Origin of the sequence: Cellulomonas rhizosphaerae, assembly GCF_003470205.1 — a bacterium.
Lineage (GTDB): Bacteria > Actinomycetota > Actinomycetes > Actinomycetales > Cellulomonadaceae > Cellulomonas > Cellulomonas rhizosphaerae.
In genome coordinates, this window is record NZ_QWKP01000216.1 from 23,882 (window position 1) to 46,952 (window position 23,071).

Here is a 23,071-nt window from a genome sequence, read left to right on the forward strand (position 1 = left end):
GGCGGGCGCACAGGAAACTCCGAGAACTCTCGGAGGACCGGTGCGCACAGTGAACCCATGACCACGACGACACGAGTCGCCCCGCCGACGATCGCTGCCGTCGCCGGGCGTGCGCCCGCGCCGCGTCGTCGCGTGTCCGCCGTGCTGGTCGCGACCTGGCTCGGGTGCGCGGCCGTCCTCATGTTCTGGTGGCAGGGCGCGTCGCCGGCCGTCGCCGCGGCGCCCGGTGGCGCGCTCATGAGCGTGGGGGAGCTGGCCGGGCTGCTCGCGTCGTTCCTCGTGTGCGCGCAGGTGCTGCTCATCGCGCGGGTGCCGTGGTTCGAGCGGTCGGTCGGGTTCGACCGGCTCGTCGCGTGGCACCGGTCGCTCGGCACGACCGTCGTGCTGCTCGTCGTCACGCACGTGCTGCTGATGATCGTCGGTGGCGCGCTGCTCGACCGGGTGTCGGTGTGGGCCGAGGTGCCCGCCGCGCTGAGGACGCAGCCGTACCTGTGGTGGGCGCTGGTCGGGACCGTGCTGTTCGTGGCCGTCGGCGTCTCGAGCGCGCGGCTGGCTCGTCGCCGGCTGCGGTACGAGGTGTGGTTCGCCATCCACCTGACGGTCTACGTCGGGATCTTCCTCGCGTTCTTCCACCAGGTCGCCGGCGGGACGCACTTCGTCTCGTCCTCGTGGGCTCGTATCGCGTGGATCGTGCTCTACGCCGCGACGGGCGGGGCGATCCTCGTCTGGCGGACGGTCCTGCCGCTGCTCGACCACCGTCGCCTCGCCCTGCGCGTCTCGGCCGTGGTGCCCGAGGGGCGCGGACTGGTCAGCGTGTGGCTGTCCGGCGCCGGGCTGTCCCAGCTGCACGCGCAGGCGGGTCAGCACCTGCTCGTGCGGTTCGTGACCCGCGGGCACCTGGGCACCGCGCACCCGTACTCGCTGTCGATGGTCCCGACCGACGACCGGCTCCGGCTGACCATCGGCGCGCTCGGTGACCACTCCACGGCGGTCGCCGGCCTGCGGCCCGGGACGCGCGTGCAGGTGGAGGGGCCGTTCGGGCGGTTCACGGCCGACCGCGCCTCGACCCACCAGGTGCTGCTCGTCGGCGGCGGCGCGGGCATCGGACCGGTGCGCGCGCTCGCGGAGGAGCTGGTGGGGCGCGGGCACGAGGTCGTCGTGGTGCACCGCGCGCACACGGCCGACGGGCTGGCCCTGGCCGGCGAGTTCACGGAGTCGGCCCGGTTGCGCTACCTGCCGGTGCCCGGACGTCGGGCCGAGCTCGGGTACGACCCGCTCGCCCCGGCCCACCTGCGGGCGCTCGTGCCGGACGTCGCCGCGCGTGACGTCTTCGTGTGCGGGCCGCCGGCCATGATCACGACCGTCGTGCGGTCCGCGCGCGCCCTCGGCGTGCCCGCGGCCGCGATCCACCGAGAGGAGATCGGCTGATGGCTGCACGACCGTGGCGGGGGACGCTGCTGTACGTGGGGGCGGTGGCTGCGATGGCGGCGGCCGGGATCGCGAAGTTCGCGGGGGTCGCGCCCGAGGTGGCCGCGGCGCCGGCGGCGACGGCGACGACGGGATCGTCGGGTGTTGGGTCGCCGGACGCTGGGTCTGCGGACTCGTCGGGCTCGTCGGACAGCGGCACGACCGACGGCTCGGCCGGTACCGACTCCGGCACGGACACCGGGGGCGACGCCTCGTCGTCCTCGGACGACGTGACGATCGTCGGCGACGTCGAGCAGACCCGGTACGGCCCGATCCAGCTGTCCGTGACCTTCTCGGGCGACACGATCACCGACATCACGGCCCTGCAGACCCCGAGCCGCGAACGCGAGAGCGAGCGCATCAACCAGCAGGCCGTGCCGGTGCTGACCCAGGAGGCGCTCGCTGCGCAGTCGGCGCAGATCGACACCGTCTCGGGGGCGACGTACACCTCGCAGGGGTACCTCGAGTCCCTGCAGTCCGCGATCGACCAGAGGGGCTGAGCTGGTGCGCCACCAGGAGACCGTGATGGGCATCCCGATGTCGCTCGACGTGCCCGGCGCGCGCCGCGATCACGTCTGGGGGCTGGTCTCGGACGCGTTCGAGGTGCTGCACGCGGCGAACCGCCGGTTCAGCCGCTTCGACGCGAGCAGCGAGGTGAGCCGCTACGGGCGCGGCGAGATCGTGCCGTGGGAGATGTCCGACGACCTGCGCGAGGTGCTTGCCGTCGCCGAGCGCGCGTCGGCCGACTCGGGTGGCGCGTTCTCGGTCCGACGGCCCGACGGGTCGCTCGACACCGATGGCGTCGTCAAGGGCTGGGCCGCGCAGCGCGCGGTCGATGTGCTGCGCGCGGGCGGGCTCACGCGGTTCTGCCTGAACGCCGGGGGAGACGTCGCGGCGGCGGGCGAGCCCGAGCCGGGGCGCGGCTGGAACGTCGGCGTGCGAGACCCCGCCGACGCGCAGCGGATGCTGGCGATACTCGAGGTGCGCGACGGCGCGGTAGCGACGTCCGGGCTCTACGAGCGCGGCCACCACGTCTGGGACGGTCGGACGGGCGAGCCCGCCTCGGGGCTCGTCTCAGCCACGGTCGTGGCCGCTGACCTCATGACCGCCGACGTGCTGGCGACGACGGTGCTGGCGCTCGGGCCCGAGGGCGTCGACTGGGCGCGGGACCACGGCGCGGTGGCCGTCATCGCGGTGCTGCCCGACGGGCGCGTGACGACCGGCGGCGCCGCGCGGGAGGGCGCGTTCGTCTGACGGGTCAGCGCGCGAGCCGCTCGACGATGCTGCCGTACAGCCGGGGCGTGGCGGCAGCGAGCGGCACGATCCCGCCGCGGAGCGGCGAGCCCGCAGCAGCCAGCAGGCCCGACGTCAGCACCCGGTAGCTGCGGGTCGCGCGGGTCCACGCGCGCTCGTACTGCGCGTTCGCGGTCGCCACGTCCGGCCCGAGGGTCGCGATCGCCGCGTGCGCCTGGGCCAGCCCGACGCGTACGCCCTCGCCCGTGAGCGCGTCGACGTAGCCGGAGGCGTCGCCCACCAGCCGCACCCGCCCGGCAGTGCGTGCCGACGTGCGTTGGCGCAGCGGTCCGGCGCCGCGCACGGGTCCGATCGTCGGCGCCCCGGCCAGGTGGCGGCGCAGGTCGGGGAACGCGTCGAGCGTGTCCTCGTAGTCGCGGTGCGGCGGCCCCAGCAGGGCCACGCCGACGACGTCGTCGTCGACCGGCGTCACGTACGCCTCCACGTCCCGCCCCCAGTGCACCTCGACGAGGTCGGCCCACGGGGCCACGCGGAAGTGGCGGCGGATCCCGTACCGGCGGCCGGCGTGCGCGCGGGACGCGACCTCGAGCCCGAGCCCGCGACGCACGGGGGAGTGCAGGCCGTCGCACGCCAGCAGCCAGCGGGCGCGGATGCCGGCGCAGCTGATCGAGTCGGCGTCCTGCTCGACGTCGCCGGCCTTCCCGGTGACGATCTGCGCGCCCAGCTCGTCGGCCCGCCGCGCGAGCGCGGCCTGCAGCGTGGTGCGTCGCACGCCGCGGCCGTGCGACGTCGCGAAGAGGTGGTCGGCGACGCGTGTGCCGGACAGGTAGCGGATGCCCGTCAGCCGGTGCCCGGTCGGGTCCACCCCGAGCCGTGCCAGGGCCGCGACGGCACCGGGCATGAGCCCCTCGCCGCACGCCTTGTCGACCGGTGTCGCGCGCGGCTCGAGGACCGTGACGGACAGCCCGGCCAGGCGCGCCTCGATCGCGGCGGCGAGCCCGACCGGTCCGCCGCCGACGACGAGCACGTCGATGGTCATGCGACGAGCGCGCGCAGGGCGCGTTCCTCGGTGGGGATCCGGAAGCGCAGGAGCAGGATCGCGTTGAGGACGGTGAAGGCGATCGCGGTGACCCACGCGGTGTGCACGAGCGGAAGCGCCAGGCCCTCGACCGCGACGGCGACGTAGTTGGGGTGCGAGAACCAGCGGTAGGGACCGCGGCGCACGAGCGTCGAGCCGGGCACGACGATCACCCGGGTGCTCCAGTGCCGGCCCAGCGTCGCGATGCACCACCAGCGCAGCGCGTTCGCCGCGACGACGAACGCCAGCGCGGTCCAGCCCAGCGCGGGCAGGAACGGGCGGTCGGCGGCGTGCACCTCGACGACGCACGCCACCAGCAGCCCGGTGTGCAGCGCGACCATCGGTGGGTAGTGCCGCTGCCCGGACTCGATCCCGCCGTGCGCGAGCGCCCAGGTCACGTGCCGCTGGGACACCACGAGCTCGGCGACCCGCTCGAGCGCGATCACCACGATCAACCAGTCGTAGGGGCTCACCAGGTCTCCTCGGGCCAGCGCAGCAGGACGGTCTCGGTGCACACACCCGGGCCGATCGCGAACAGCACGCCCGGGGAACCGGGGATGTGGCCGCCCGCGTGCAGCTCGTCGGCCAGCACGTGCAGGACGCCCGACGAGGAGAGGTTGCCGACCCGCGCGAGCGAGGCCCAGCTCGCCGCGAACGCGTCGTCGGGCAGCTCGAGCGCACGGGTCGCGGCCTGCAGGATGCGCGGCCCTCCGGTGTGCGCGACCCACGTGCCGACGTCGCTGACCTTGAGCTGGTGCGCGGCGAGCAGGTCGACGACACCCGGGGCGAGGTGCTCCCCGACGATGTCCGCGAGGCTCGCCGCGAGCACGATCCGGAAGCCGCTGCCGCCCACGTCCCAGCCGAGCGCATCGGCGGTGTCGGGGACCAGGGCGCTCCGGGTGTCGAGCACGTCGACGCCGGGAGCGTCACCGGCGCGATCGTCGCCGAGCATCACCGCCGCGGCCGCACCGTCGCCGAAGAGCCCGCTCGAGACGATGTTGGCCATCGAGGCGTCCCCGTGCTGGAGCGTCAGGGAGCACAGCTCGAGCGAGACGAGCAGCGCGACGTCCTGGGGGTGGCCGACGAGGTAGTCACGGACCCGGGCGATGCCCGCGGCCCCTGCCACGCACCCGAGCCCGAAGGACGGGATGCGCCTGACGTCGCTGCGCAGCCCGAGCCGCGCGACGAGCAGGGCGTCGACGGACGGGGCGGAGATGCCCGTGACCGAGGTGAAGAAGATCAGGTCCACCTCGTCGGGTTCGACGCCTGCCTCACCCAGGGCCCGCCGGCAGGCCTCGGCCGCCAGGTCGGTGCCCTCGCGGACGAAGGCGTCGTTCGACGAGTCGAACGAGGTCAGGTTCGCGTAGGCGTCCAGGGGCAGGACCGTGTGCCGCGTCTCGACTCCCGTGTGGGCGTGGATCCGCGCGATCGTCGCCAGACGCCGGGGGTCGGTCGTCAGGAGGGGCGCGATGGCCGCGGTGATCTCGGACTGCGGGTGGACGTGGCGGGGGAGGACGGGGGCGATCGAGGTGATACGCACCATGTCGCGCATCGTGTCACGGGGTCCGGCGTCCGGCTCGGCGAGCGTCCTGGGGTGCGGCCCGGATGCGCCGCACCTAGCGTCGCTGGATGGACACGCCGCTGCACCACGTCGTCATCGTCGGCTCCGGGTTCGGCGGGCTGTTCGCCGCCCAGGCCTTCGCGCACGCCCCGGTCCGCGTGACGTTGCTCAGCGGCACCAACCACCACCTGTTCCAGCCGCTGCTCTACCAGGTGGCCACGGGCGTGCTCTCGTCGGGAGAGATCGCGCCGCCGACGCGCGACGTGCTCAAGCGGCAGCGCAACGTGCGGGTGCTGCTCGGCCTCGTCACCCACATCGACCTCGACGCACGCGAGGTCACCTCGACCTCGCCCCTCGGTGAGCGGCGAACCTCGTACGACAGCATCATCGTCGCGGCCGGCGCGGGTCAGTCGTACTTCGGCAACGACCAGTTCGCGCAGTTCGCGCCGGGCCTGAAGGGCCTCGACGACGCCCTCGAGGTCCGAGGCCGCATCCTTGGCGCGTTCGAGCTCGCCGAGCTCTCGACCGACGACGAGACCCTCGACAGGTTGCTCACGTTCGTCGTCGTCGGTGCGGGAGCGACCGGCGTCGAGATGGCGGGCCAGATCGCCGAGCTGTCCCGGCGGACGTTGCCCGGCACGTTCCGGCACATCGACCCGTCGCGGACCCGCATCGTCGTCATCGACCCGGTCCCGCAGGTGCTGCCCGGCTACAGCGACAAGCTGTCCCGCGCGGCCGCCGACCGCCTCGAGTCGCTCGGCGTGGAGCTGTGGCTGGGGCGCAAGGTGGTCGACGTCGACGAGGACGGTGTGGTCGTCGAGGACGCCGACGGCACGCGGACCCGCCTCGAGGCCGCGTGCAAGGTCTGGGCTGCCGGCGTCGGGGCCTCCCCGCTCGCGGCGCAGCTCGCCGAGGACTCGGGCGCTCCCACCGATCGCGCGGGGCGCATCGAGGTGGAGGACGACTGCACGCTGCCCGGCCACCCCGAGGTCTTCGTCGTGGGCGACCTCATGACGATCAAGGGCTACCCGTGGGTCGCTCAGCTCGCGATGCAGAGCGGCACCTACGCGGCCCGCGCGATCACCCGGCGGGTGCGGGGCGAGGAGCCCGCTCCGCCGTTCCACTACCGCGACAAGGGCATGATGGCCACGGTCGCGCGGTTCCATGCCGTCGCTCGCATCGGCCGGTTCGAGACGGCCGGGCTGTTCGCGTGGGGACTGTGGCTCGGCGTGCACCTGCTGTACCTGATCGGCTTCAAGAACCGCGTCTCGACCCTCATGCACTGGGTCGTCAGCTTCGTCGGGCGATCACGGTCCGAGCAGGCAGCGACGTGGCAGCAGGTGGTCGGACGCAACGCCTTGCGGCGGGAGGGCAGCCCGCCGCTGGCCGCTCAGCCGGGCACGGATCCGGGCTGACGCCCGCCTACGATCGGTCCGTGGCGATCCCCGAGTTCATCCTGGCGCTGCGAGCCTCCGTCGGTCACGAGTCGCTGTGGCTCAGCGGCGTGACCGCGGTGGTGGTGCGCGACGACGACCACGTGCTGCTCGTCCGTCGCGCGGACACCGGGGCGTGGACCCCGGTGACCGGGATCATCGATCCCGGCGAGGAGCCCGCTGTGGCGGGAGCGCGCGAGGTGCTCGAGGAGGCCGACGTCGTGGCGGTGCCCGAGCGGCTCGCCTCGGTGCACGTGCTGCCGCCGATGACCTATGAGAATGGCGACCGGGCGCAGTACCTCGACCTGGTGTTCCGGTTCCGCTACGTCTCTGGGACGCCGCACCCGGCGGACGGCGAGAACACCGACGCCGCGTGGTTCCCGCTGGACGCGCTGCCGCCCGTGTCGGCGGACATGGGCGGCAGGATCCGCCGCGCGCTCGCCTCCGGCGAGGCCGAGTTCGGCCGCTAGCCCCAGAACGCGGCGAGCTGCTGCGCGAGGGCACGGCCCTGGTCGTAGCCCCCGCGCGCGGCCTGCGGGCGGGTGGACGGGTCCATCGCCCTGGCGTTGAACACGTCGCCCGCGCTCGCGTCAGGGAACACCACCTCGACCGTGCTGCCCCCGGCGCGCAGCTCGTCGACCTGGGTCGCGAGGTCCATGCCCCACGCGAGCGGGTGGCGCGTGCGGCCCGAGAACGGTGACATCACGAGCACGCGCGCGTACCCGGCCGCGAGGTCGGCGTTCTCGTTGCGCCGGTAGCCGCCGTTGATGAGGCGCTGCCCGCCGATGCCGTACGTGCCGGCGAAGCCGTTGCTCGTGCTCGCGGCCACGGCGTCGACCAGGTCGACCCCGCTGTCGCGGTCGAGGACCACCGGTTCCCCGGTGCGGGCGTCGACCGCGGCGAGCCGGACCAGCTGCGCGGGCCAGTCGTGGCGGGGGAGCCGAGCCGCGACGGTCGCGCGCCAGCGGGTCGTGCCCGCGTCATCGGGCGTGTCCTTCTCGAGCGCTGCGGCGCCCATCCGGCGGCGCATCTCCGCCGCGTCCGCCGAGGAGGCGATGGTCGTGTCCGACCAGTCCATGAAGCTCTGGGCGGACGCCTGCGGCGGGCGGGTCGGCTGTGGACCGGCGGGAGGAGTCTCGGCGACGACGGCCGCGTAGAGGTCGGCCGGTCGCGTGCCGCTCGTGATCTGGGCGGCCACGGTCGAGCCGGCCGACGTGCCGACGACGAGGTCGGCCGCGGTGAGGTCGACGCCGGCGGCCGCGAGCCCGGCGACGAGGCCGAGCTCCCAGGCGTTGCCGGCGGCGCCGGCTCCGGCGAGGACGAGGGCGCGGGTGATGCGTGGGTCCGAGACGTTCATGGGAGTCGCCTTTCGCGATGTGCCTGTGCGGCGCTCCCGGTCGCGACCAGTTCAGTCGCGGGCGCTGGGGAGCACCCGGTGGGGTCCTGCGTCCATGGGTGTCACCTCCGGCTGGTCGATCGAGTCATTCGGACGCTAGCACCGCGGTCAACCGAGATCCTCGACGTACCCCGCGACGAGTGCGCCGATCGGGGACGGGTGGCTCAACGGGGCGAGGTGGCCCCCGGGACCACGTCGGGCTCGACGCCGACCCGATCGAGCGCGACGCGCTGCTGCAGCGCGAGCGGGAACAGCCGGTCGTCGCGGCCCGCGATCACGTGGATCGGAGCGTCGGGCCAGGAGAACCGCGACGAGTCGGCGAACACGGCGTCGGACTGCGGCTTGTCGTGCCGGGCGACGTCGCGGACCAGCTCGGGGGCGAAGCCGTCGAGGAAGTAGACCTCGTCGGTGAACTCCGTGGGGTAGCCGCCCGCCCGGGCTGCCGTCTCTCGTGCCTGCGTCGACCCGACGTTCTCGCCCCACTCGCCGACCGTCTCGCCGGGCAGGGGGATCATCGCGTTGACGAACACGACCATCCGCATGCTCACGCGCGACCAGACCAGGGGCGCCGTGAAGCCGCCCATCGACTGCGCGACGAGCACGACGTCCGTGCGGCCGCCGATCGCGTCGACCACCGCGTCGGCGGCGGCGGCGGCGAGCCCGTCGTGCGGGCCGGCCGTGGGCAGGTCGACCGCGAACGCGTCGAAGCCGCGCCCGCGCAGGTCGGTGACCAAGGGGTGCAGGAACCAGCCGTCCCCGCCCGCCCCCGGGATCATCGCGATCGTGGTCACGCAGCGACCTCGTCGCGCGCGGCCGCGAACGCCTCGACGCACGCCCGGATGTCCGCCTCGGTGTGGACGGCCGAGAGCTGGACCCGGATGCGGGCCTTGCCGCGCGGCACGACCGGGAAGCTGAACGCCGTCACGTACACGCCACGTGCCTCGAGGGCCCGCGCGACCCCCGCGGCCAGCACGGCGTCGCCGAACATCACGGGCACGATCGGGTGCGAGCCGGGCAGCAGGTCGAATCCCGCGTCGGTCATGAGCTCCCGGAACAGCGCGGCGTTGGTGTGCAGCGCCGCGCGGGCCTCGTCGGACGAGGCGACGAGCTCGAGTGCCGCGAGCGTCCCGGCGACGACCGACGGCGCGAGCGTGTTGGAGAACAGGTACGGGCGCGCGCGCTGGCGCAGCAGGTCGACGATCTCCTGCTGGGCCGCGACGTAGCCGCCCGACGCACCGCCGAGCGCCTTGCCGAACGTGCCCGTGAGGATGTCGACGCGGTCGGCCACGCCGAACAGCCACGGAGTGCCGCGGCCGCCGTCGCCGACGAACCCGACGGCGTGCGAGTCGTCGACCAGCACGAGCGCGTCGTACCGGCCGGCGAGGTCGCAGATCCCGTCGAGCGGGGCGTAGGAGCCGTCCATCGAGAACACGCCGTCGGTCACGATGACCCGCGTACGCGCGCCGGCCGCGGCGACGAGCTGTGCCTCGAGGTCGGCCAGGTCGGCGTTGCGGTAGCGGAAGCGCTGCGCCTTGCACAGCCGGATGCCGTCGATGAGGGACGCGTGGTTGAGCTCGTCGGAGATGATCGCGTCCTCAGCGCCGAACAGGACCTCGAAGACCCCGCCGTTCGCGTCGAAGCAGGACGAGAACAGGATCGTGTCGTCGCGCTGCAGGAAGTCCGAGACCGCCTTCTCGAGCTCGAGGTGGATGTCCTGCGTGCCGCAGATGAACCGCACGCTGGCCAGCCCGAAGCCGCGGTCGCGGATCGCGGCGACCGCGGCGGCCTCGATGCGCTCGTCGTCGGCCAGGCCCAGGTAGTTGTTGGCGCAGAAGTTCATCAGCCGGGCCTCGCCGAGCCCGATGTGCGCCGACTGCGGGCTGCTCAGCGGCCGCTCGTGCTTGGTGAGCCCCGCGGCCTCGATCTCCGCCAGCTCGTCGGCGAACCGCTGCCTCGTCGTCGCGTGCATCAGATCTGCGTCCAATCGATGATGACCTTGCCGACCCCGCCCGACGCGGCCGCGTCGAACGCCTCCCGCCACTGCGTGGCGGCGAACCGGTGCGAGACGAGTGACGCGATGCGCCCGCGGAGCACCTCGCTCGTGTGCAGCATGGCGCTCATCGAGTTCCACGTCTCGAACATCTCGCGCCCGTAGATCCCCTTGAGCGTGAGCATGCGCGTGACGACCACGCCCCAGTCGATGCTGAACGGCTCGCTCGGCAGCCCGAGCATCGCGATCCGACCGCCGTGATTCATGTTGTCGATGACCAGCGGCAGCGCGGTCGGCGAGCCGCTCATCTCGAACGCGATGTCGAACCCCTCGCGCATGCCGACCTCGCGCTGGAGCTCGTGCAGGTTCTCGCGCGTGACGTCGAGGGCGCGGTCGGCGCCCATCTCCTTGGCCAGCGCGAGGCGCGCGTCGTTGATGTCGGTGGCGACGATGAACCGTGCCCCGGCGTGCCGCGCGACCGCGATCGACATCAGGCCGATCGGGCCGCAGCCGCTGACGAGCACGTCCTCGCCGACCACGGTGAACGCCAGCGCGGTGTGCACGGCGTTGCCGAGCGGGTCGAACAGCGCGCCGACCTCGGGCTCGATCGCGTCGTGGTGCACCCAGACGTTCTCGGCGGGCAGCACGACGAACGGCGCGAACGCGCCGTCGCGCTGCAGGCCGACCCCGACCGTGCGGATGCACATCTGGCGACGCCCGGCGCGGCAGTTGCGGCACGTGCCGCACACGATGTGGCCCTCGCCGGAGACGAGGTCGCCCGGCGCGATGTCGTGGACGCCCGCGCCGATGTCGACGATCTCGCCGCAGAACTCGTGCCCCGGGATCAGAGGCGCTCGCACGGCGCCCGCCGCCCAGGGATCCCAGCGCTCGATGTGCAGGTCAGTGCCGCAGATGCCCGTGCGCAGCACCCGGATCTTGACCTCACCCGGTCCCGCCTCGGGCTCCGGGCGGTCGACGAGCTCGAGGCCGGGTCCGGCGGTCGCCTTGTAGAGGGCCTTCATCGGGTCCGCAGGTCCTTGCGCAGGATCTTGCCGGACGCCGACTTCGGCACCGCGTCGATGAACTCGACGCGGCGGACCTTCTTGTGCGCCGCGACCCGCTCCGCGACCCACGCCATCAGCGCGTCGGCGGTGACGTCGTCGGAGGCGCGCACGACGAAGGCCTTCGGCACCTCCTGGCCGTCGCCGTCCGGCACGCCGATCACCGCAGCGTCCTGCACGCCCGGGTGCGTGAGCAGCAGCGCCTCGAGCTCCGCGGGCGGCACCTGGTAGCCGTGGTACTTGATGAGCTCCTTGAGCCGGTCGACGATGGAGAACGCGCCGGCGGCGTCGACGGTCGCGATGTCGCCCGTGTGCAGGTAGCCGTCCGCGTCGAGCGTCTGCGCGGTCGCCTCGTCGTCGCCGAGGTAGCCGGTCATCACGTTCGGGCCCAGGCACCACAGCTCGCCGGGTTCGCTCATGCCCTCGTCGGGCACCGGGATGTCCGTCCCGTCGGCGGGGTCGACGAGGCGGCACACCATGTTCGGGATGATCAGGCCGACCGAGCCGCGCGGGATGTCGGTGCGGTCGGCGGGGACCGCGTGCGAGACCGGGCTCATCTCGGTCATCCCGTAGCCCTGCACCACCCTGCAGTCGAGCCGCTGCGCGACCGCGTCGGCCAGCGCGCCGTCCAGCGGGGCCGCGCCGGACAGGATGGTGTGGACGCTGCTCAGGTCGTGCTCCGCGACCAGCGGGTGGCGCGCCAGGGCCAGCGCGATCGGCGGTGCGATGAACAGGTAGGTGCAGCGCCGCTCGGCGATCGCGCCGAGGAACTGCGCGAGGTCGAACCGCGGGAACGTCACGAGCTGTGCGCGAGCGAACAGCGACAGGTTGAGCAGCACCGTCATGCCGTAGATGTGGAAGAACGGCAGCACCGCCGCGACGCGGTCGTCCGGGCCGAGCGTGATGATGCCGATGGTCTGGGCGACGTTCGCGACGAGGTTGCGGTGCGTGAGCATGACGCCCTTGGCCAGGCCCGTGGTGCCCGACGAGTACGGCAGCACCGCCAGGTGCGTGGCGGGGTCGATGCTCACCGCGGGGGCGGAGCGCCCCTCGCCGAGCCAGTCCGCGAGCGACTCGTGCCCCTCGGCGCCGTCGACGACCATCACGGTCTCGACCCCCGCCGCCGCCGCGCCCGCGGCCATGTTCTCCCGCAGCACGCCGACCGTGATCGCCAGCCGTGCCTTCGAGTCGGCGAGCTGGCGGCCGATCTCGTCGCCCGTGTAGAGCGAGTTCACGGTGGTGACCGTGGCGCCCGCGCGCAGGATGCCGTGGAACAGCGCGACGAACGCGGGGGAGTTGGGGGAGTGCAGCGCGACGACGTCTCCCGGGCTGATCCCGCGGGCGGCGAGCGCCCCGGCGACCCGGTCGACCTGCTCGAGCAGCTCGCCGTAGGTCGTGGCACGCCCCGATGCCGCGTCGATCACGGCCGTGCTGGTCAGCGCGCCGTCCGGCAGGTCGCTGAACAGGAAGTCGTACACCGGCAGGTCCGGGATCTCGACGTCGGGGAACGGGCTGGTGATGGCCACGGGCACTCCTTGCAGCGACGTACGACCGCGCACGTCGTTGTGCGCGGTCTTCTTGGCACGCTACCTCCGCGCGGGTCCCGACGCAGCAGGCTCGCTCATCCGCTGGTCGTGGCCGGCTCAGCCCCAGCAGAGGCAGAACGGGTGACCCGCGGGGTCCGCGTACACCTGGAACCCCTCGGGCGACTCCGGGTCCTCGGCCGCCTGCAGCAGCTCCGCGCCCAGGGCGATCGCCTCGGCGTGCGCGCTGGGCAGGTCCTCGATGTACAGGTCGAGGTGGATCTGCTGCGGCGTGCCGTCCGGCCACTGCGGGCGCTGGTGGTCGGGGGCGAGCTGGAAGCCGAGCTGCGGCTGGGAGTCGACGTAGACGGTGTGCCAGTCGTCCTCGGCCTCGACGGTGCCGCCCAGCAGCCCGGCCCAGAAGGCGGACTCGGCGGGCAGGTCGGCGGCGTCGAACACGGTGATGCGCTTCTTGATGTCCATCCGGCCATGCTGCCGCGCCCCTCCGACACGCGCTCAGTCGGGAAGCATCGGCACGGAGAAGCCGTCCCCCGCCTTGATCAGGCTCGCGCGCATCACGGCGCCGCTGCCGAACCGGGCGGCGACCGCATCGACCGCGGCGTCCATCCCGCTCGTGTCCACCGGGCCGAACGAGAGCTGCGGCTGGACCACGGCGTCCGACTCGAGGTTGGTCAGCGCCACGCCGACCAGCGTCAGGCCGCGCTCGCGGATCAGCGGCCGGGCGGCGTCCAGCAGCATGGTTGCCGTCGCGGCGAGGTCCTCGCCCGACGAGGTCGCGTGCGCGAACGAGTGCGACCGCGTGGCCTTGGTGTAGTCCTCGAACCGGAGCCTCAGGACCACCGTCCGGGCGATCCGATGGGCGGTGCGCATCCGCCGGCACACGCGGTCGACGAGGCCCAGGAGTGCAGCGGTGACGAACTCGGGGGAGTGCCTGCCGTGGCCGATCGCCCGCTGCGCGCCGATCGAGCCCCGTCGCCGGTCGGTGACCACGCGCTCGGGGGTCCGCCCGTGCACGACCGCGAAGAGGTGCCGTCCCGCTGCCGGGCCGAGCAGCCCGCGCAGGACGGGCTCGCCCAGCGCCGCGACGTCGCCCGCGGTGCGCAGGCCGTACCCCTCGAGCTTCGTCGCCGTCACCTCGCCGACGCCCCACAGCATCGTCAGCGGCAGCGGGTGCAGGAACGCGTCCTCCCCGTCCGGCGGCACGAGCAGCAGCCCGTCGGGCTTGGCGACGCGACTGGCGACCTTCGCGAGGAACGGCGTGCGGGCGACCCCGACCGTGATCGGCAGCCCGACCTCGTCGCGGATCCTGGCCCGCAGCCGTGCGCCGATGTCGAAGGGTGCGACGTCGATCCGGTGCAGCCCCGCGACGTCGAGGAACGCCTCGTCGATCGAGACGCCCTGGACCTGCGGCGTCGTGTCCCGGAACACGTCGAACACCGCCTTGCTCGCCTCGACGTAGGCGTCGAACCGCGGCCGCACGTTGATGACGTCCGGGCACAGCATGCGCGCCTGCCGGCCGCTCATTGCGGTCTTCACGCCACGTCGCTTGGCCTCGTAGGAGGCCGCGAGCACCACGCCGCCGCCCACGACGACGGGCCGGTTGCGCAGCCGCGGGTCGTCGCGCTGCTCGACCGAGGCGTAGAACGCGTCGAGGTCGGCGTGCAGGATGGCGGCGCGCGGCTCTGGCATAGAACACATGTTCTACCCCGGGTCTGACATCGCGCCAGACGCGGTCGCGCCACACACTGGGCCGATGGACGTCGCGGCGTGGGTCGAGGAGTACGAGCGGGCGTGGCGCGAGCAGGATGCCGCCGCGGTGGATCGGCTGTTCACGCCTGACGCCACCTACCTGCGATCCGGGTACGACGACGGGCTCGTCGGGCACGAGGCGATCCGCGACTTCTGGGACGACGACACCCCGTTCACCCTGACGTGGTCGCCGCTGGCCGTGGACGGCGCGACCGCAGTGGTGCGCGCCGAGGTCGTCTACGGAGGCGACGAGCCGCGGGAGTACCGCGACCTGTGGATCCTCGTGTTCGTCGACGACGGGCGCGTGCGGCACTTCGAGGAGTGGGCGCAGTGGCCCGGTGTGCCCTGGATCCAGTCGGAGCCCTGAGCCTGACCTCGCCGCGCGCGGTCCGCGAGCCCGCGCCACACTGTCTGGCAGTCCGAAGCCCCCCAGCCAAGGAGCAGCCATGAGCATCCTGCGCACCAAGAGCGTCGAGCAGTCGTTGGCAGACGCCGAAGAGCCGGAGTTCAAGCTCAAGCGCTCGCTGTCGGCGTTCGACCTCATCGTGTTCGGCGTCGGCGTCGTGATCGGCGCCGGCATCTTCACGCTCACCGGTCGCGCGGCGCACGACGTCGCCGGGCCCGCCATCGTCCTCAGCTTCGTCGTCGCCGCGATCTGCTGCACGCTCGCCGCGATCTGCTACGCGGAGTTCGCCTCGACCGTCCCGGTCTCCGGCTCGGCGTACACGTTCAGCTACGCGAGCCTGGGGGAGATCTTCGCCTGGATCATCGGCTGGGACCTGATCCTGGAGATGTTCCTCGGCGCGAGCGTCGTGGCGCAGGGCTGGTCGGCCTACCTGAGCGTGTTCCTCGAGAACGTCGGGATCACCACGCCCGCGGCCATCAGCTCGGGCGGGACGGTCGACCTGTTCGCGATCGGGCTCGTCGTGCTCCTGGGCGTGCTCATCACGATCGGCATCAAGGAGTCGATGCGGGTCAACATCGTCCTCGTCGGCCTCAAGCTGTTCATCGTCCTGTTCGTCATCATCGCGGGCATCGGGTTCATCTCGACCGCGAACTACGACCCGTTCATCCCGCCGGCCCAGGCGACCGAGACGACGACCGGTCTCACGCAGCCCCTCATCCAGGCGCTGTTCGGGCTCGCGCCCACGGCGTTCGGCATCGGCGGCATCTTCGCGGGCGCCGCGCTGGTGTTCTTCGCGTTCATCGGGTTCGACGTGGTCGCGACGACCGCCGAGGAGACCAGGAAGCCGCAGCGCGACCTGCCGATCGGCATCATCGGCTCCCTCATCATCTGCACGATCCTGTACTGCGCGGTGTCGATCGTCGTGACCGGCATGGTGCCGTTCGACGGGCTCGACCCGAAGGCCGCCCTCGCGAACGCGTTCGAGGCGCACGGGCAGGACTGGATGGCCACCGTGATCGCGGCTGGTGCGGTCGCGGGGCTGACGACCGTGGTCCTCACGCTGATGATCGGCGCGACGCGCGTCGTGTTCGCGATGAGCCGCGACAGCCTGCTGCCCCGCGGCCTCGCCCGCGTGCACCCCACGTTCCGCACGCCGTACGTCATCACCGCGGTCGTCACGGTCGTCACCGCGCTGGTCGCGGGGCTGACGCCCGTGGGGGTGCTCGAGGAGATGGTCAACATCGGGACGCTGTCGGCCTTCGTGCTGGTCAGCCTCGGGGTCATCGTCCTGCGCAAGAAGCGCCCCGACCTGCCGCGCTCGTTCCGCGTGCCGTGGGTGCCGGTCCTGCCGATCGTGTCCGCGCTGATCTGCCTGTACCTGATGCTCAACCTCTCGGTCGAGACCTGGCTGCGGTTCGTCATCTGGCTCGCGATCGGGTTCGTCATCTACTTCGTCTACTCGCGTGGCCACTCGCGGGTCACGGACGACGAAGCCCCGACGAAGGCTACGACTCCTCGATGAGGACGTGCTGAGTCCCGGGGGAGTTTGCCCGGTTCGTGTGGGTGCTCGCTCGTAGCGTCGCCACCGGTGACGGACGAGCGAGGGGAGCGGTGCGATGTGCATGAAGTGCCAGGGGATGACCGACGAGGAGGTCCGGGAGGACTTCCTCGCGAAGATCGAGCGATTCGGCTGGACGTTGTGCTCCGTGGAGGGCGGCGGGGGTCGCCTGTCGTTCACCTACACGATCGGTCTCACGCGATACCACGGGCATCCTGAGCTCGTGGTGAGCGGGCTGGACCAGTTCGACGCGGCGAGCGTGCTCAACGACCTCGGCGCGCGGGTGCGTGGCGGCGAGCGGTTCGAGCCCGGGCAGGTCGTCCCGTACGAGGGCACGAGCCACCGCAGCCTGATGGTGCGCGTGACGAGCCCGGAGAAGCTCGCCTTCGCCCAGGAGATCTACCGGATGCCGGGTGGCCGGCCTGTGCCGGCGCTCCAGGTGATCTGGAGCGACCACGCCGGCGCGTGGCCGTGGCAGGTCGACGCACGGCCGCGGCGGCAGGAGCTGCTCGGGCGCCCGCAGCACCTGCGGCGCGGGTAGCGGACGGTGGCTCCTTCCCGTTGCGCACTCGCGCCACCAGGAGAATCGTGAGCCTCGACGCGCTTCGCCGACCGCGTCCCCGCGCGTGAAGAGGGACCATGACCGACGCGACCGCCACGCCCGCTGCCTCCCCGTTCACCGTGCCGCGCTCGGCGTGGAACGCGCTCATCGTCCTCATGGCCGGCATGTTCATGGCCCTCCTGGACACGACGATCGTCAACGTCGCGCTCCCGACGATCCAGCAGTCGCTCGACGCCAGCGAGGCGACGCTCAGCTGGATCATCTCCGGCTACGCGCTCGCGTTCGGGATCGCGCTGATCCCGGCCGGCCGGATCGGCGATCGCGTCGGGCACAAGTGGGTGTTCTTCGTCGGCCTCGCGCTGTTCACGCTCGCGAGCCTGTTCTGCGGGCTGGCCCAGAACAGCATCCAGATGATCCTGGCGCGCGTCGTCCAGGGGCTCGCGGGCGGCATTTTCGTGCCCGCGGTGACCGCGTTCATCCAGCTGCTGTTCCCGGGCCCGGTGCGAGGCAAGGCGTTCGCGATCCTCGGGTCGGTCATCGGCGTGTCCACCGCGCTCGGCCCGATCCTCGGCGGCCTGATCATCGAGGCGTTCGGCGACGAGAACGGCTGGCGGCTGGTGTTCTGGGTGAACATCCCGATCGGCATCGTCGCCCTGATCGCCGCGGCCAAGCTGCTGCCGGCCGGGGCCGAGGGAGGCGCGCGCGAGGGGTCGGACTACTTCGGGCTGCTGCTGCTCAGCGCCGGGCTCGTCGCGCTGCTCGTGCCGCTCATCGAGGGGCAGGACAAGGGCTGGCCGGCGTGGACGTTCATCACGCTCGCGCTCGGCGTGCTGCTGATCGTCGCGTTCGCGTTCTGGGAGCGGCGCGAGGCGTCGGCGGACAAGAATCCGCTCGTTCCGCCGCACCTGTTCTCCCACCCGGCGTTCACGGGCGGCACGATCCTCGCCCTGGTCTACTTCGCGGCGTTCACGAGCATCTTCTTCACGATCTCGCTGCTGTGGCAGGCAGGCCTCATGCACACCGCGCTGCAGTCGGGCCTCGTCGGCGTGCCGTTCGCGCTCGGGAGCATCGTGGGCGCCTCGCAGAGCAACCGCCTGAGCCAGAAGCTCGGTCGCACCGTGCTCATCATCGGCACGGCGATGGTCGCGGTCGGGCTCATCTGGGTGTGGCTGGTGCTGCGGACCCAGGACGCGAGCGGGCTGACCAACTGGGACCTGGCCGCTCCGCTCGCGATCGCCGGCATCGGCAACGGGTTGTTCATCGCCCCGAACGCGCAGTTCATCGTCGCGACCGTCGACCGGACCGAGGCCGGGGCGGCCAGCGGTGTGATCTCGGTGATGCAGCGGGTCGGCAGCGCGATCGGCATCGCCGTGATCGGCAGCGTCCTGTTCGGGACCCTGCACGTCACGAGCAGGGACCCGGCGGCGATCGGGCAGGCCTTCGCCGACAGCGCCGCGCACGCGATGGCGGTCAGCGCGGCGCTCGCGGTGGTCAGCTTCCTGCTCGTGTTCGCCCTGCCCAGGAAGGTCGACCAGTTCCGCGGGTGAGCCTCAGCGCGGGAGCGTAACCCCGGTCAACGCCGCCAGGCGGTCGAGCAGGCCGTCCTGCACGGCGATGTCGCGGGCGAGCGGGTTCGGCACCTGGACCTCGTGGCGCTTGAGGTACTCGCCCGTGACCCGCGCGCCGGCGTCGTCCGATGTCGCGAGCCAGACCTGCGTCGCCGCGCCCTCGTCGACCTCGTCCCACGCGTCCGGGCCGCCGAGCTTCGTCTTGATCCAGCCCGGGTCGACCGTCGTGCTGAGCACGTCGGGCCACAGCCGGGCGACCGCGAAGGCGAGGACGACGTCGTGCAGCTTGGAGTCGGAGTACGCCTGCATGCCGTGCCAGGGGCGCGCCGCGTACTGCAGGTCGTCGAGCTCGGCGACCCCGTCCTCCTGCAGCCCGGACGTCAGGTAGACGAGGCGCTCCGGGCGAGGCAGCAGCGCGGTCAGCAGGTAGGGGGCGACGACGTTGACCTGGAAGATCCGCTCGAGGCCATCTGCTGTCTCGACGCGGGTCGGCTCGCCGCCGCCGATGCCGGCGTTGTGGATCACGGCGTCGACGGGTCCGGCGGCCGCAGCCTGCTCGGCCAGTGCGCGCGTCTCGGAGAGCGAGGCGAGGTCGCCCACGACGACGCCGCGGACGCCCGGCAGCGCCGCCCGGAGCTCGTCGGCACGCGCCGCGTTGCGCGCGTGTCCGGTGACCTCGTGCCCGCCGGCGAGGAGCTGGCGGGCGGTTTCACGGCCGATGCCGTCCGACGAGCCGGTGACCAGGACGTGCGACATGCGGGAGCTCCGATGGATCAGGGGGTGGAGGTCGCAATCTAGTCTGCGTCCGCCCACGGCGGCGCGGCGAGACCCTCGTCGTACGCGCCGCCGGCGCCGCATCCCTCCCCGTAACCGGGGCCGACCCGGGGGTACGCCTCGATCCAGTACTGCCGAGCCAGCCCCTGCCCCTGCGCGGGGGTCGCGCCGAGGGCAACGGCCATCTCCGCGTCGCGCTGGATCGCCGCGCACTCGGCCTGCGACTCGTTCTTCAGCCCGACCATGTGCATGGTCTCGTGCGTCAGGACGTGCACGGCGATGACCTGGTCGAGCGTGGGGGCGGTCTTGGATGAGGCCAGCCACGCGCTCAGGTCCCTGCACGGCTCACGCTTGATGAGGGTCGAGCGCTCAGGCGCGCCGTCGGATCCCCACCTGACCCACCCGAGCTCGGCACCGACGTCCACGAACGCCTCGCCGAACGTCTGGCAGTGCACGGTCACGGGTCCACCCGCGACCGCGCTCGCAGCAGCGGACAGGCGCGACTCCAGGCGCGCGTGCGTCCACATCGGGATCGCGCAGCCGACCGCGATCGCGAGGCACAGGGCCATGCTGATGCGGGGGAACGGGCGCGCCCGGCCCAGGCCGTCGAACCGACGCGGGATCCACCGGACGGTGATGACGGCCGCCAGGGCGAGGAAGCCGAGGAGCGCCCAGGTGAGCAGCACCCTGGTGCTATCGGTCGATCGCCCTCACGGCTGGAGCCGCTGGGCCGTCCAGGTGCCGTCGATGAGCGTGTACTGCAGCCGACGGTGCAGCCGGTCCGTGCTGCCGTACCAGAGCTCGATGCGCTCGGCGACGACCCGGTACCCCGTCCAGTCGGCCGGGCGGGCGATGGGACCACCGGCGGCGAGAGCGGCGGCCGCCGCGCGCAGCTCGGCCTCGGAGACGAGCGGCTCGCTCTGCCGGGAGGCCGCGGTCGTGGCCTGCGCGAGCGGCGGGCGGTCGTGGAACAGCGCGTCCGAGGCGTCGTCGGGCAGCGTCTCGACCGGGCCCGCGACCGTCACCTGCTGCAGCGTCTCGCGCCAGTAGAAGGTGAGCGACGCGCGGGGCCGTGCGGCGAGCTCGCGGCCCTTGCGGCTGCCCGTGAACGACCCGAACACGAGGCCGCGCTCGTCGATGCCCTTGATGGCCAGCGTGCGCGTCGAGGGAGTCCCGTCCTCGTCGGCCGTCGCGAGCGTGGCCGCCCAGGGCTCGCGCACCCCGCGCTGCTCGGCCGCGGCGAACCAGGCGCGGAGCAGCGCGAGTGGCTCGCGCGGCGGCGAGTCGAACTCGGGCAGGACGAGTGTCGGGTCTCCGGAGAGCGTCACGGCCACGGGTCCAGGAGGGGGAGGGGACCAGTGAGGTCGTCGCCCGACGAGCGGCCCGCGAGCCACTCGGCCAGCGCGTGCTGCGGCCCGGTGATCGGGACGGGCGAGTCCCCCTCGGTGGTCCACGTGCGGCCGGTGTCGGACGCCGTCAGCTCCGCGGCCGTGGGGATGCGCACCAGGAGCCAGTCCACGAGGTGCCCGCTCGTCGCGAGCGACCAGTCGGCGGCGGTCCGGCCGATCTCGAGGTCGACCCAGTGCACCTCGAGCTCGCGCCACCAGCACAGCCGCGTGGCGTGCAGGTCGCTGTCCCGGTAGGCGCACGGCAGCGACCAGTCGGCGTCGCTCAGGGCGCCCCACGCGTCGGAGAGCTCCGCGAAGCCGGCCCGCACGCCGTCGAGGATGTCCGGCAGCGCGCGTCCCGCGCCCAGCTCGATCGCCGCGTCGCGGGCCGGGCGGCCGCCGTCGTACACCTCGATCTGCTCACCGCGCTGGGCGTACCGGGCCTGGCGCGCGAACGCCGCCGAGAGGTGACCCAGGTGCGTGAGCACGTGGGCGCGCGTCCAGCCGGGCAGGGCGATCGACGCGTGCGCCTCGGCCTCGGTGAGCTGCTCGGCGCGTGCGAGCAGGGCGGCGTTGCCGGCGAGGAGGTCTTCGGGGGTCATGCGCTCTCCTGGGGCTGGGTCAGGGCGTTGGCGTCGACCGTGTAGAGCTGGTCGACCAGGGCGTCGGCTCGGTCGACGTCGCCCGCGACGAGCGCCGCGTGCAGGTCGCGGATGAGGGCGGCGTTGAGCGTGGCGGACACGGCGGGGTCGTGCAGGATGTACCAGCGCACCCGGGCCGTGGACCGCGCGATCAGCTCGACCAGGACGGCATTGCTCGTGAGCACCTCGACCCGAGCAGCCATCGTGGTCGCGGCCTCGACGACGGACGCCCCCCGGTCCAGCTCGGTCACGGCTTCCGCCACGGCGGCCGTGGTCCCCCCGGGGTCTTGCGCGAAACCCTCGCGCAGCGCCAGTCGGCGCAGCAGGCCCGTCGCGCGCATCGCCTGCTGGAAGGCGAGCGGGTCCAGCGTCGCGACGCGCGCGGGCCGGTGGTACGCCTGCTCGACCAGCCCGAGCGCGGCGAGTCGCGCCAAGGCCTCTCGCACCGGGGTGCGCGAGATGTTCATCCACTCCATGAGCGCCGACTCGTGCAGGATCTCGCCCGGGACGAGCGTGCCGTCGAGGATCGATCGTTGGACGAGCTCGGCGGCCCGGTCGCGGATGAGCGGGCTGGGGGCGGCGACTGGTACGGGTTCATCGCCTCTGACCCTCGCCAGAGCAGCCGGCAGGTGCACCGTCGCGTTCGCCTCCCAGGCCTCCAGCGCAGCCGTGGTGTCACCCACGAGCGCTCCGGCGACGACGGCCCGCTGGTGGCGGCGGGAGGCCGCGGCGTCGAACTCGTCGGCGAACTGGGCGTTGACCCGCAGGAGCGTCGGGTTGAGCCAGCCGCGCAGCCGGTCGTACTCGGGGTTCGCGATCCGCTCGAAGAACACGCCGTACAGCTCGCTGACGACGGCGTTCGTGCGGATGGCCTCGCGCGTGCTCACCTCGTCGGCGAGCGCGGTCAGGGAGTATGCGGTCAGCCGAGCCCGGTCCTCGTCGGTCAGCAGGGGTGTGCCCTCGGCGATGCCCTGCGCGACGACGGCGTGCACGACGGCGAACGTGCCCTGGACCCGGTCCGGCTCGATCGGGGCGACCTGGGTGGACTGTCGGGGCGCGACGTCGACCATGCCGACCGCCGCGAGCCGGTGCATCGCCTCCCGCAGCGCGGCCCGCGGGGCGTCGAAGCGGGTCAGCATCTCGGGCTCGGCCAGGCGGGCGCCCGGGGGCAGCTCGCCCGTGACGATGGCGTCGAGGATCCGGTCGTACAGCTCGTCGCGGTGCGGAGTCAGGTCGACGCGGGTGCTGGGGATGGGCACGATGCCATTCAACAGGGATTTCCCGGACGAGTGCGGGACCAGTGGGACCAGGGGTGGGTATGGAGCTCGAGTTCGAGGGCAGGTTGCGGCTGTGGGACGCACGGCGCGACGAGGGCTGGACGTTCGTGGACGTGCCGACGGAGATGGCCGACGAGATCCTCGAGGTCGCCGAGGGCGTCGCGCGCGGGTTCGGATCCGTGCGCGTGCAGGTGCAGATCGGCTCGACCACGTGGCGGACGAGCCTGTTCCCTGGTGAGTCGACGTACGCGCTGCCGATCAAGAAGGCCGTGCGGACTGCGGAGGGGTGCGAGGCGGGGGACTCCGTGCACGTGCGGATCGAGCTGCTCGACGTCCCACGTCCGTAGCGCGGCCCGTCCTGCTC

The 23,071-nt window shown here is 72.9% G+C and carries 25 protein-coding genes; 10 read left to right on the plus strand and 15 right to left on the minus strand.

What is annotated here, in order from left to right:
- Nucleotides 1-57 precede the first annotated feature (57 nt).
- The 3 genes from D1825_RS14775 to D1825_RS14785 are packed head-to-tail and all read left to right on the plus strand — an operon-like array spanning nucleotide 58 to nucleotide 2,721.
- Nucleotides 58-1,428 carry a ferredoxin reductase family protein gene (locus D1825_RS14775; protein WP_118768177.1) on the plus strand — a complete coding sequence of 457 codons (1,371 nt, stop codon included), beginning with the start codon at nucleotides 58-60 and terminating at the stop codon, nucleotides 1,426-1,428.
- Entirely contained in the window at nucleotides 1,428-1,967 is a 540-nt protein-coding gene (locus tag D1825_RS14780; protein WP_199721614.1) for an FMN-binding protein, read from the plus strand. The genes D1825_RS14775 and D1825_RS14780 overlap by 1 nt, the downstream gene beginning before the upstream one ends.
- Nucleotides 1,968-1,971: 4 nt before the next feature.
- Nucleotides 1,972-2,721, plus strand: a complete 750-nt coding sequence (locus D1825_RS14785) for an FAD:protein FMN transferase (protein WP_233549924.1) — start codon at nucleotides 1,972-1,974, stop codon at nucleotides 2,719-2,721.
- 4 nt (nucleotides 2,722-2,725) lie between these two features.
- On the opposite strand, the gene D1825_RS14790 is transcribed toward D1825_RS14785, so the two are convergent.
- The 3 genes from D1825_RS14790 to D1825_RS14800 are packed head-to-tail and all read right to left on the minus strand — an operon-like array spanning nucleotide 2,726 to nucleotide 5,342.
- Nucleotides 2,726-3,760, minus strand: a complete 1,035-nt coding sequence (locus D1825_RS14790) for an NAD(P)/FAD-dependent oxidoreductase (RefSeq protein ID WP_118768178.1) — start codon at nucleotides 3,758-3,760, stop codon at nucleotides 2,726-2,728.
- The gene (locus D1825_RS14795) at nucleotides 3,757-4,272 is read right to left on the minus strand and encodes an isoprenylcysteine carboxyl methyltransferase family protein (RefSeq protein ID WP_118768179.1); all 516 of its coding nucleotides are present in this window, start codon (nucleotides 4,270-4,272) and stop codon (nucleotides 3,757-3,759) included. Before D1825_RS14795 ends, D1825_RS14790 begins: the two co-directional genes overlap by 4 nt.
- A complete protein-coding gene (locus tag D1825_RS14800) occupies nucleotides 4,269-5,342 on the minus strand; it encodes a type III polyketide synthase (RefSeq protein ID WP_118768224.1) in 1,074 nt (357 codons plus the stop codon). Before D1825_RS14800 ends, D1825_RS14795 begins: the two co-directional genes overlap by 4 nt.
- Nucleotides 5,343-5,428: 86 nt before the next feature.
- Here D1825_RS14800 and D1825_RS14805 point away from each other — a divergent pair, with 86 nt between their 5' ends.
- Both D1825_RS14805 and D1825_RS14810 read left to right on the plus strand, forming a co-directional pair.
- On the plus strand, nucleotides 5,429-6,775 hold the full coding sequence (locus tag D1825_RS14805; RefSeq protein ID WP_118768180.1) for an NAD(P)/FAD-dependent oxidoreductase: 1,347 nt from the start codon (nucleotides 5,429-5,431) through the stop codon (nucleotides 6,773-6,775).
- A gap of 20 nt (nucleotides 6,776-6,795) precedes the next feature.
- Nucleotides 6,796-7,263, plus strand: coding sequence for an NUDIX hydrolase (locus D1825_RS14810; RefSeq protein WP_118768181.1), 468 nt, complete (start codon nucleotides 6,796-6,798; stop codon nucleotides 7,261-7,263).
- Here D1825_RS14810 and D1825_RS14815 read toward each other — a convergent pair.
- From D1825_RS14815 to dinB, 7 genes are all read right to left on the minus strand, one after another.
- Nucleotides 7,260-8,150 carry a patatin-like phospholipase family protein gene (locus D1825_RS14815; RefSeq protein ID WP_118768182.1) on the minus strand — a complete coding sequence of 297 codons (891 nt, stop codon included), beginning with the start codon at nucleotides 8,148-8,150 and terminating at the stop codon, nucleotides 7,260-7,262. The two genes, D1825_RS14810 and D1825_RS14815, sit on opposite strands and share 4 nt — an antisense overlap.
- 203 nt (nucleotides 8,151-8,353) lie before the next feature.
- Nucleotides 8,354-8,980, minus strand: coding sequence for an alpha/beta hydrolase (locus D1825_RS14820; protein ID WP_199721615.1), 627 nt, complete (start codon nucleotides 8,978-8,980; stop codon nucleotides 8,354-8,356).
- Nucleotides 8,977-10,158 (minus strand): glycine C-acetyltransferase, encoded by a 1,182-nt coding sequence (locus tag D1825_RS14825; protein ID WP_118768183.1) that lies wholly within the window; start codon nucleotides 10,156-10,158, stop codon nucleotides 8,977-8,979. Before D1825_RS14825 ends, D1825_RS14820 begins: the two co-directional genes overlap by 4 nt.
- Nucleotides 10,158-11,201: an L-threonine 3-dehydrogenase gene (gene tdh, locus D1825_RS14830; protein ID WP_118768184.1), complete on the minus strand. Its 1,044-nt coding sequence runs from the start codon at nucleotides 11,199-11,201 to the stop codon at nucleotides 10,158-10,160. The genes D1825_RS14825 and tdh overlap by 1 nt, the downstream gene beginning before the upstream one ends.
- A complete protein-coding gene (locus tag D1825_RS14835; protein ID WP_118768185.1) occupies nucleotides 11,198-12,766 on the minus strand; it encodes an AMP-binding protein in 1,569 nt (522 codons plus the stop codon). The genes tdh and D1825_RS14835 overlap by 4 nt, the downstream gene beginning before the upstream one ends.
- 117 nt (nucleotides 12,767-12,883) lie before the next feature.
- Complete coding sequence (locus D1825_RS14840) at nucleotides 12,884-13,246, minus strand: VOC family protein (protein WP_118768186.1); 363 nt, start codon at nucleotides 13,244-13,246, stop codon at nucleotides 12,884-12,886.
- A 33-nt stretch (nucleotides 13,247-13,279) separates the two neighbouring features.
- Nucleotides 13,280-14,473: a DNA polymerase IV gene (gene dinB, locus D1825_RS14845; protein ID WP_199721616.1), complete on the minus strand. Its 1,194-nt coding sequence runs from the start codon at nucleotides 14,471-14,473 to the stop codon at nucleotides 13,280-13,282.
- Between the two features lie 64 nt (nucleotides 14,474-14,537).
- On the opposite strand from dinB, the gene D1825_RS14850 reads away from it, so the two are divergent.
- The 4 genes from D1825_RS14850 to D1825_RS14865 all read left to right on the plus strand — a co-directional run bounded on the left by D1825_RS14850 (nucleotide 14,538) and on the right by D1825_RS14865 (nucleotide 18,606).
- On the plus strand, nucleotides 14,538-14,900 hold the full coding sequence (locus D1825_RS14850) for a nuclear transport factor 2 family protein (RefSeq protein WP_118768188.1): 363 nt from the start codon (nucleotides 14,538-14,540) through the stop codon (nucleotides 14,898-14,900).
- 79 nt (nucleotides 14,901-14,979) lie between these two features.
- Nucleotides 14,980-16,461 (plus strand): amino acid permease, encoded by a 1,482-nt coding sequence (locus tag D1825_RS14855; RefSeq protein WP_118768189.1) that lies wholly within the window; start codon nucleotides 14,980-14,982, stop codon nucleotides 16,459-16,461.
- A 115-nt stretch (nucleotides 16,462-16,576) separates the two neighbouring features.
- Entirely contained in the window at nucleotides 16,577-17,038 is a 462-nt protein-coding gene (locus tag D1825_RS14860) for a DUF4262 domain-containing protein (protein ID WP_158580745.1), read from the plus strand.
- 98 nt (nucleotides 17,039-17,136) lie between these two features.
- Nucleotides 17,137-18,606 (plus strand): DHA2 family efflux MFS transporter permease subunit, encoded by a 1,470-nt coding sequence (locus tag D1825_RS14865; RefSeq protein WP_118768191.1) that lies wholly within the window; start codon nucleotides 17,137-17,139, stop codon nucleotides 18,604-18,606.
- Between the two features lie 3 nt (nucleotides 18,607-18,609).
- On the opposite strand, the gene D1825_RS14870 is transcribed toward D1825_RS14865, so the two are convergent.
- Genes D1825_RS14870 through D1825_RS14890 form a run of 5 tightly spaced genes read right to left on the minus strand, consistent with a single transcriptional unit; the run spans nucleotide 18,610 to nucleotide 22,689 of the window.
- Nucleotides 18,610-19,383: an SDR family NAD(P)-dependent oxidoreductase gene (locus D1825_RS14870; protein ID WP_118768192.1), complete on the minus strand. Its 774-nt coding sequence runs from the start codon at nucleotides 19,381-19,383 to the stop codon at nucleotides 18,610-18,612.
- Between the two features lie 38 nt (nucleotides 19,384-19,421).
- Entirely contained in the window at nucleotides 19,422-20,087 is a 666-nt protein-coding gene (locus D1825_RS14875) for a hypothetical protein (protein WP_118768193.1), read from the minus strand.
- A 24-nt stretch (nucleotides 20,088-20,111) separates the two neighbouring features.
- Nucleotides 20,112-20,729: a phenazine biosynthesis FMN-dependent oxidase PhzG gene (gene phzG, locus D1825_RS14880; RefSeq protein ID WP_233549925.1), complete on the minus strand. Its 618-nt coding sequence runs from the start codon at nucleotides 20,727-20,729 to the stop codon at nucleotides 20,112-20,114.
- Nucleotides 20,726-21,391 carry a maleylpyruvate isomerase family mycothiol-dependent enzyme gene (locus tag D1825_RS14885; protein ID WP_118768195.1) on the minus strand — a complete coding sequence of 222 codons (666 nt, stop codon included), beginning with the start codon at nucleotides 21,389-21,391 and terminating at the stop codon, nucleotides 20,726-20,728. The genes phzG and D1825_RS14885 overlap by 4 nt, the downstream gene beginning before the upstream one ends.
- Entirely contained in the window at nucleotides 21,388-22,689 is a 1,302-nt protein-coding gene (locus tag D1825_RS14890) for a GntR family transcriptional regulator (protein ID WP_158580746.1), read from the minus strand. Before D1825_RS14890 ends, D1825_RS14885 begins: the two co-directional genes overlap by 4 nt.
- Nucleotides 22,690-22,748: 59 nt before the next feature.
- Between D1825_RS14890 and D1825_RS14895 the strand changes: the two genes are divergently transcribed.
- On the plus strand, nucleotides 22,749-23,054 hold the full coding sequence (locus tag D1825_RS14895) for a DUF1905 domain-containing protein (protein ID WP_118768197.1): 306 nt from the start codon (nucleotides 22,749-22,751) through the stop codon (nucleotides 23,052-23,054).
- Nucleotides 23,055-23,071 lie beyond the last annotated feature (17 nt).

Coding starts and splice junctions, on each gene's coding strand:
- D1825_RS14805 (WP_118768180.1), top strand. CDS start 5,429: ATGGACACGCCGCTGCACCACGTCGTCATCGTCGGCTCCGGGTTCGGC.
- D1825_RS14815 (WP_118768182.1), bottom strand. CDS start 8,150: ATGAACGTCTCGGACCCACGCATCACCCGCGCCCTCGTCCTCGCCGGA.
- D1825_RS14870 (WP_118768192.1), bottom strand. CDS start 19,383: ATGTCGCACGTCCTGGTCACCGGCTCGTCGGACGGCATCGGCCGTGAA.
- D1825_RS14780 (WP_199721614.1), top strand. CDS start 1,428: ATGGCTGCACGACCGTGGCGGGGGACGCTGCTGTACGTGGGGGCGGTG.
- D1825_RS14865 (WP_118768191.1), top strand. CDS start 17,137: ATGACCGACGCGACCGCCACGCCCGCTGCCTCCCCGTTCACCGTGCCG.
- D1825_RS14860 (WP_158580745.1), top strand. CDS start 16,577: ATGACCGACGAGGAGGTCCGGGAGGACTTCCTCGCGAAGATCGAGCGA.
- dinB (WP_199721616.1), bottom strand. CDS start 14,473: ATGCCAGAGCCGCGCGCCGCCATCCTGCACGCCGACCTCGACGCGTTC.
- D1825_RS14790 (WP_118768178.1), bottom strand. CDS start 3,760: ATGACCATCGACGTGCTCGTCGTCGGCGGCGGACCGGTCGGGCTCGCC.
- tdh (WP_118768184.1), bottom strand. CDS start 11,201: ATGAAGGCCCTCTACAAGGCGACCGCCGGACCCGGCCTCGAGCTCGTC.
- D1825_RS14840 (WP_118768186.1), bottom strand. CDS start 13,246: ATGGACATCAAGAAGCGCATCACCGTGTTCGACGCCGCCGACCTGCCC.
- D1825_RS14885 (WP_118768195.1), bottom strand. CDS start 21,391: ATGACCCCCGAAGACCTCCTCGCCGGCAACGCCGCCCTGCTCGCACGC.
- D1825_RS14800 (WP_118768224.1), bottom strand. CDS start 5,342: ATGGTGCGTATCACCTCGATCGCCCCCGTCCTCCCCCGCCACGTCCAC.
- D1825_RS14895 (WP_118768197.1), top strand. CDS start 22,749: ATGGAGCTCGAGTTCGAGGGCAGGTTGCGGCTGTGGGACGCACGGCGC.
- D1825_RS14775 (WP_118768177.1), top strand. CDS start 58: ATGACCACGACGACACGAGTCGCCCCGCCGACGATCGCTGCCGTCGCC.
- D1825_RS14825 (WP_118768183.1), bottom strand. CDS start 10,158: ATGCACGCGACGACGAGGCAGCGGTTCGCCGACGAGCTGGCGGAGATC.
- D1825_RS14850 (WP_118768188.1), top strand. CDS start 14,538: ATGGACGTCGCGGCGTGGGTCGAGGAGTACGAGCGGGCGTGGCGCGAG.
- D1825_RS14855 (WP_118768189.1), top strand. CDS start 14,980: ATGAGCATCCTGCGCACCAAGAGCGTCGAGCAGTCGTTGGCAGACGCC.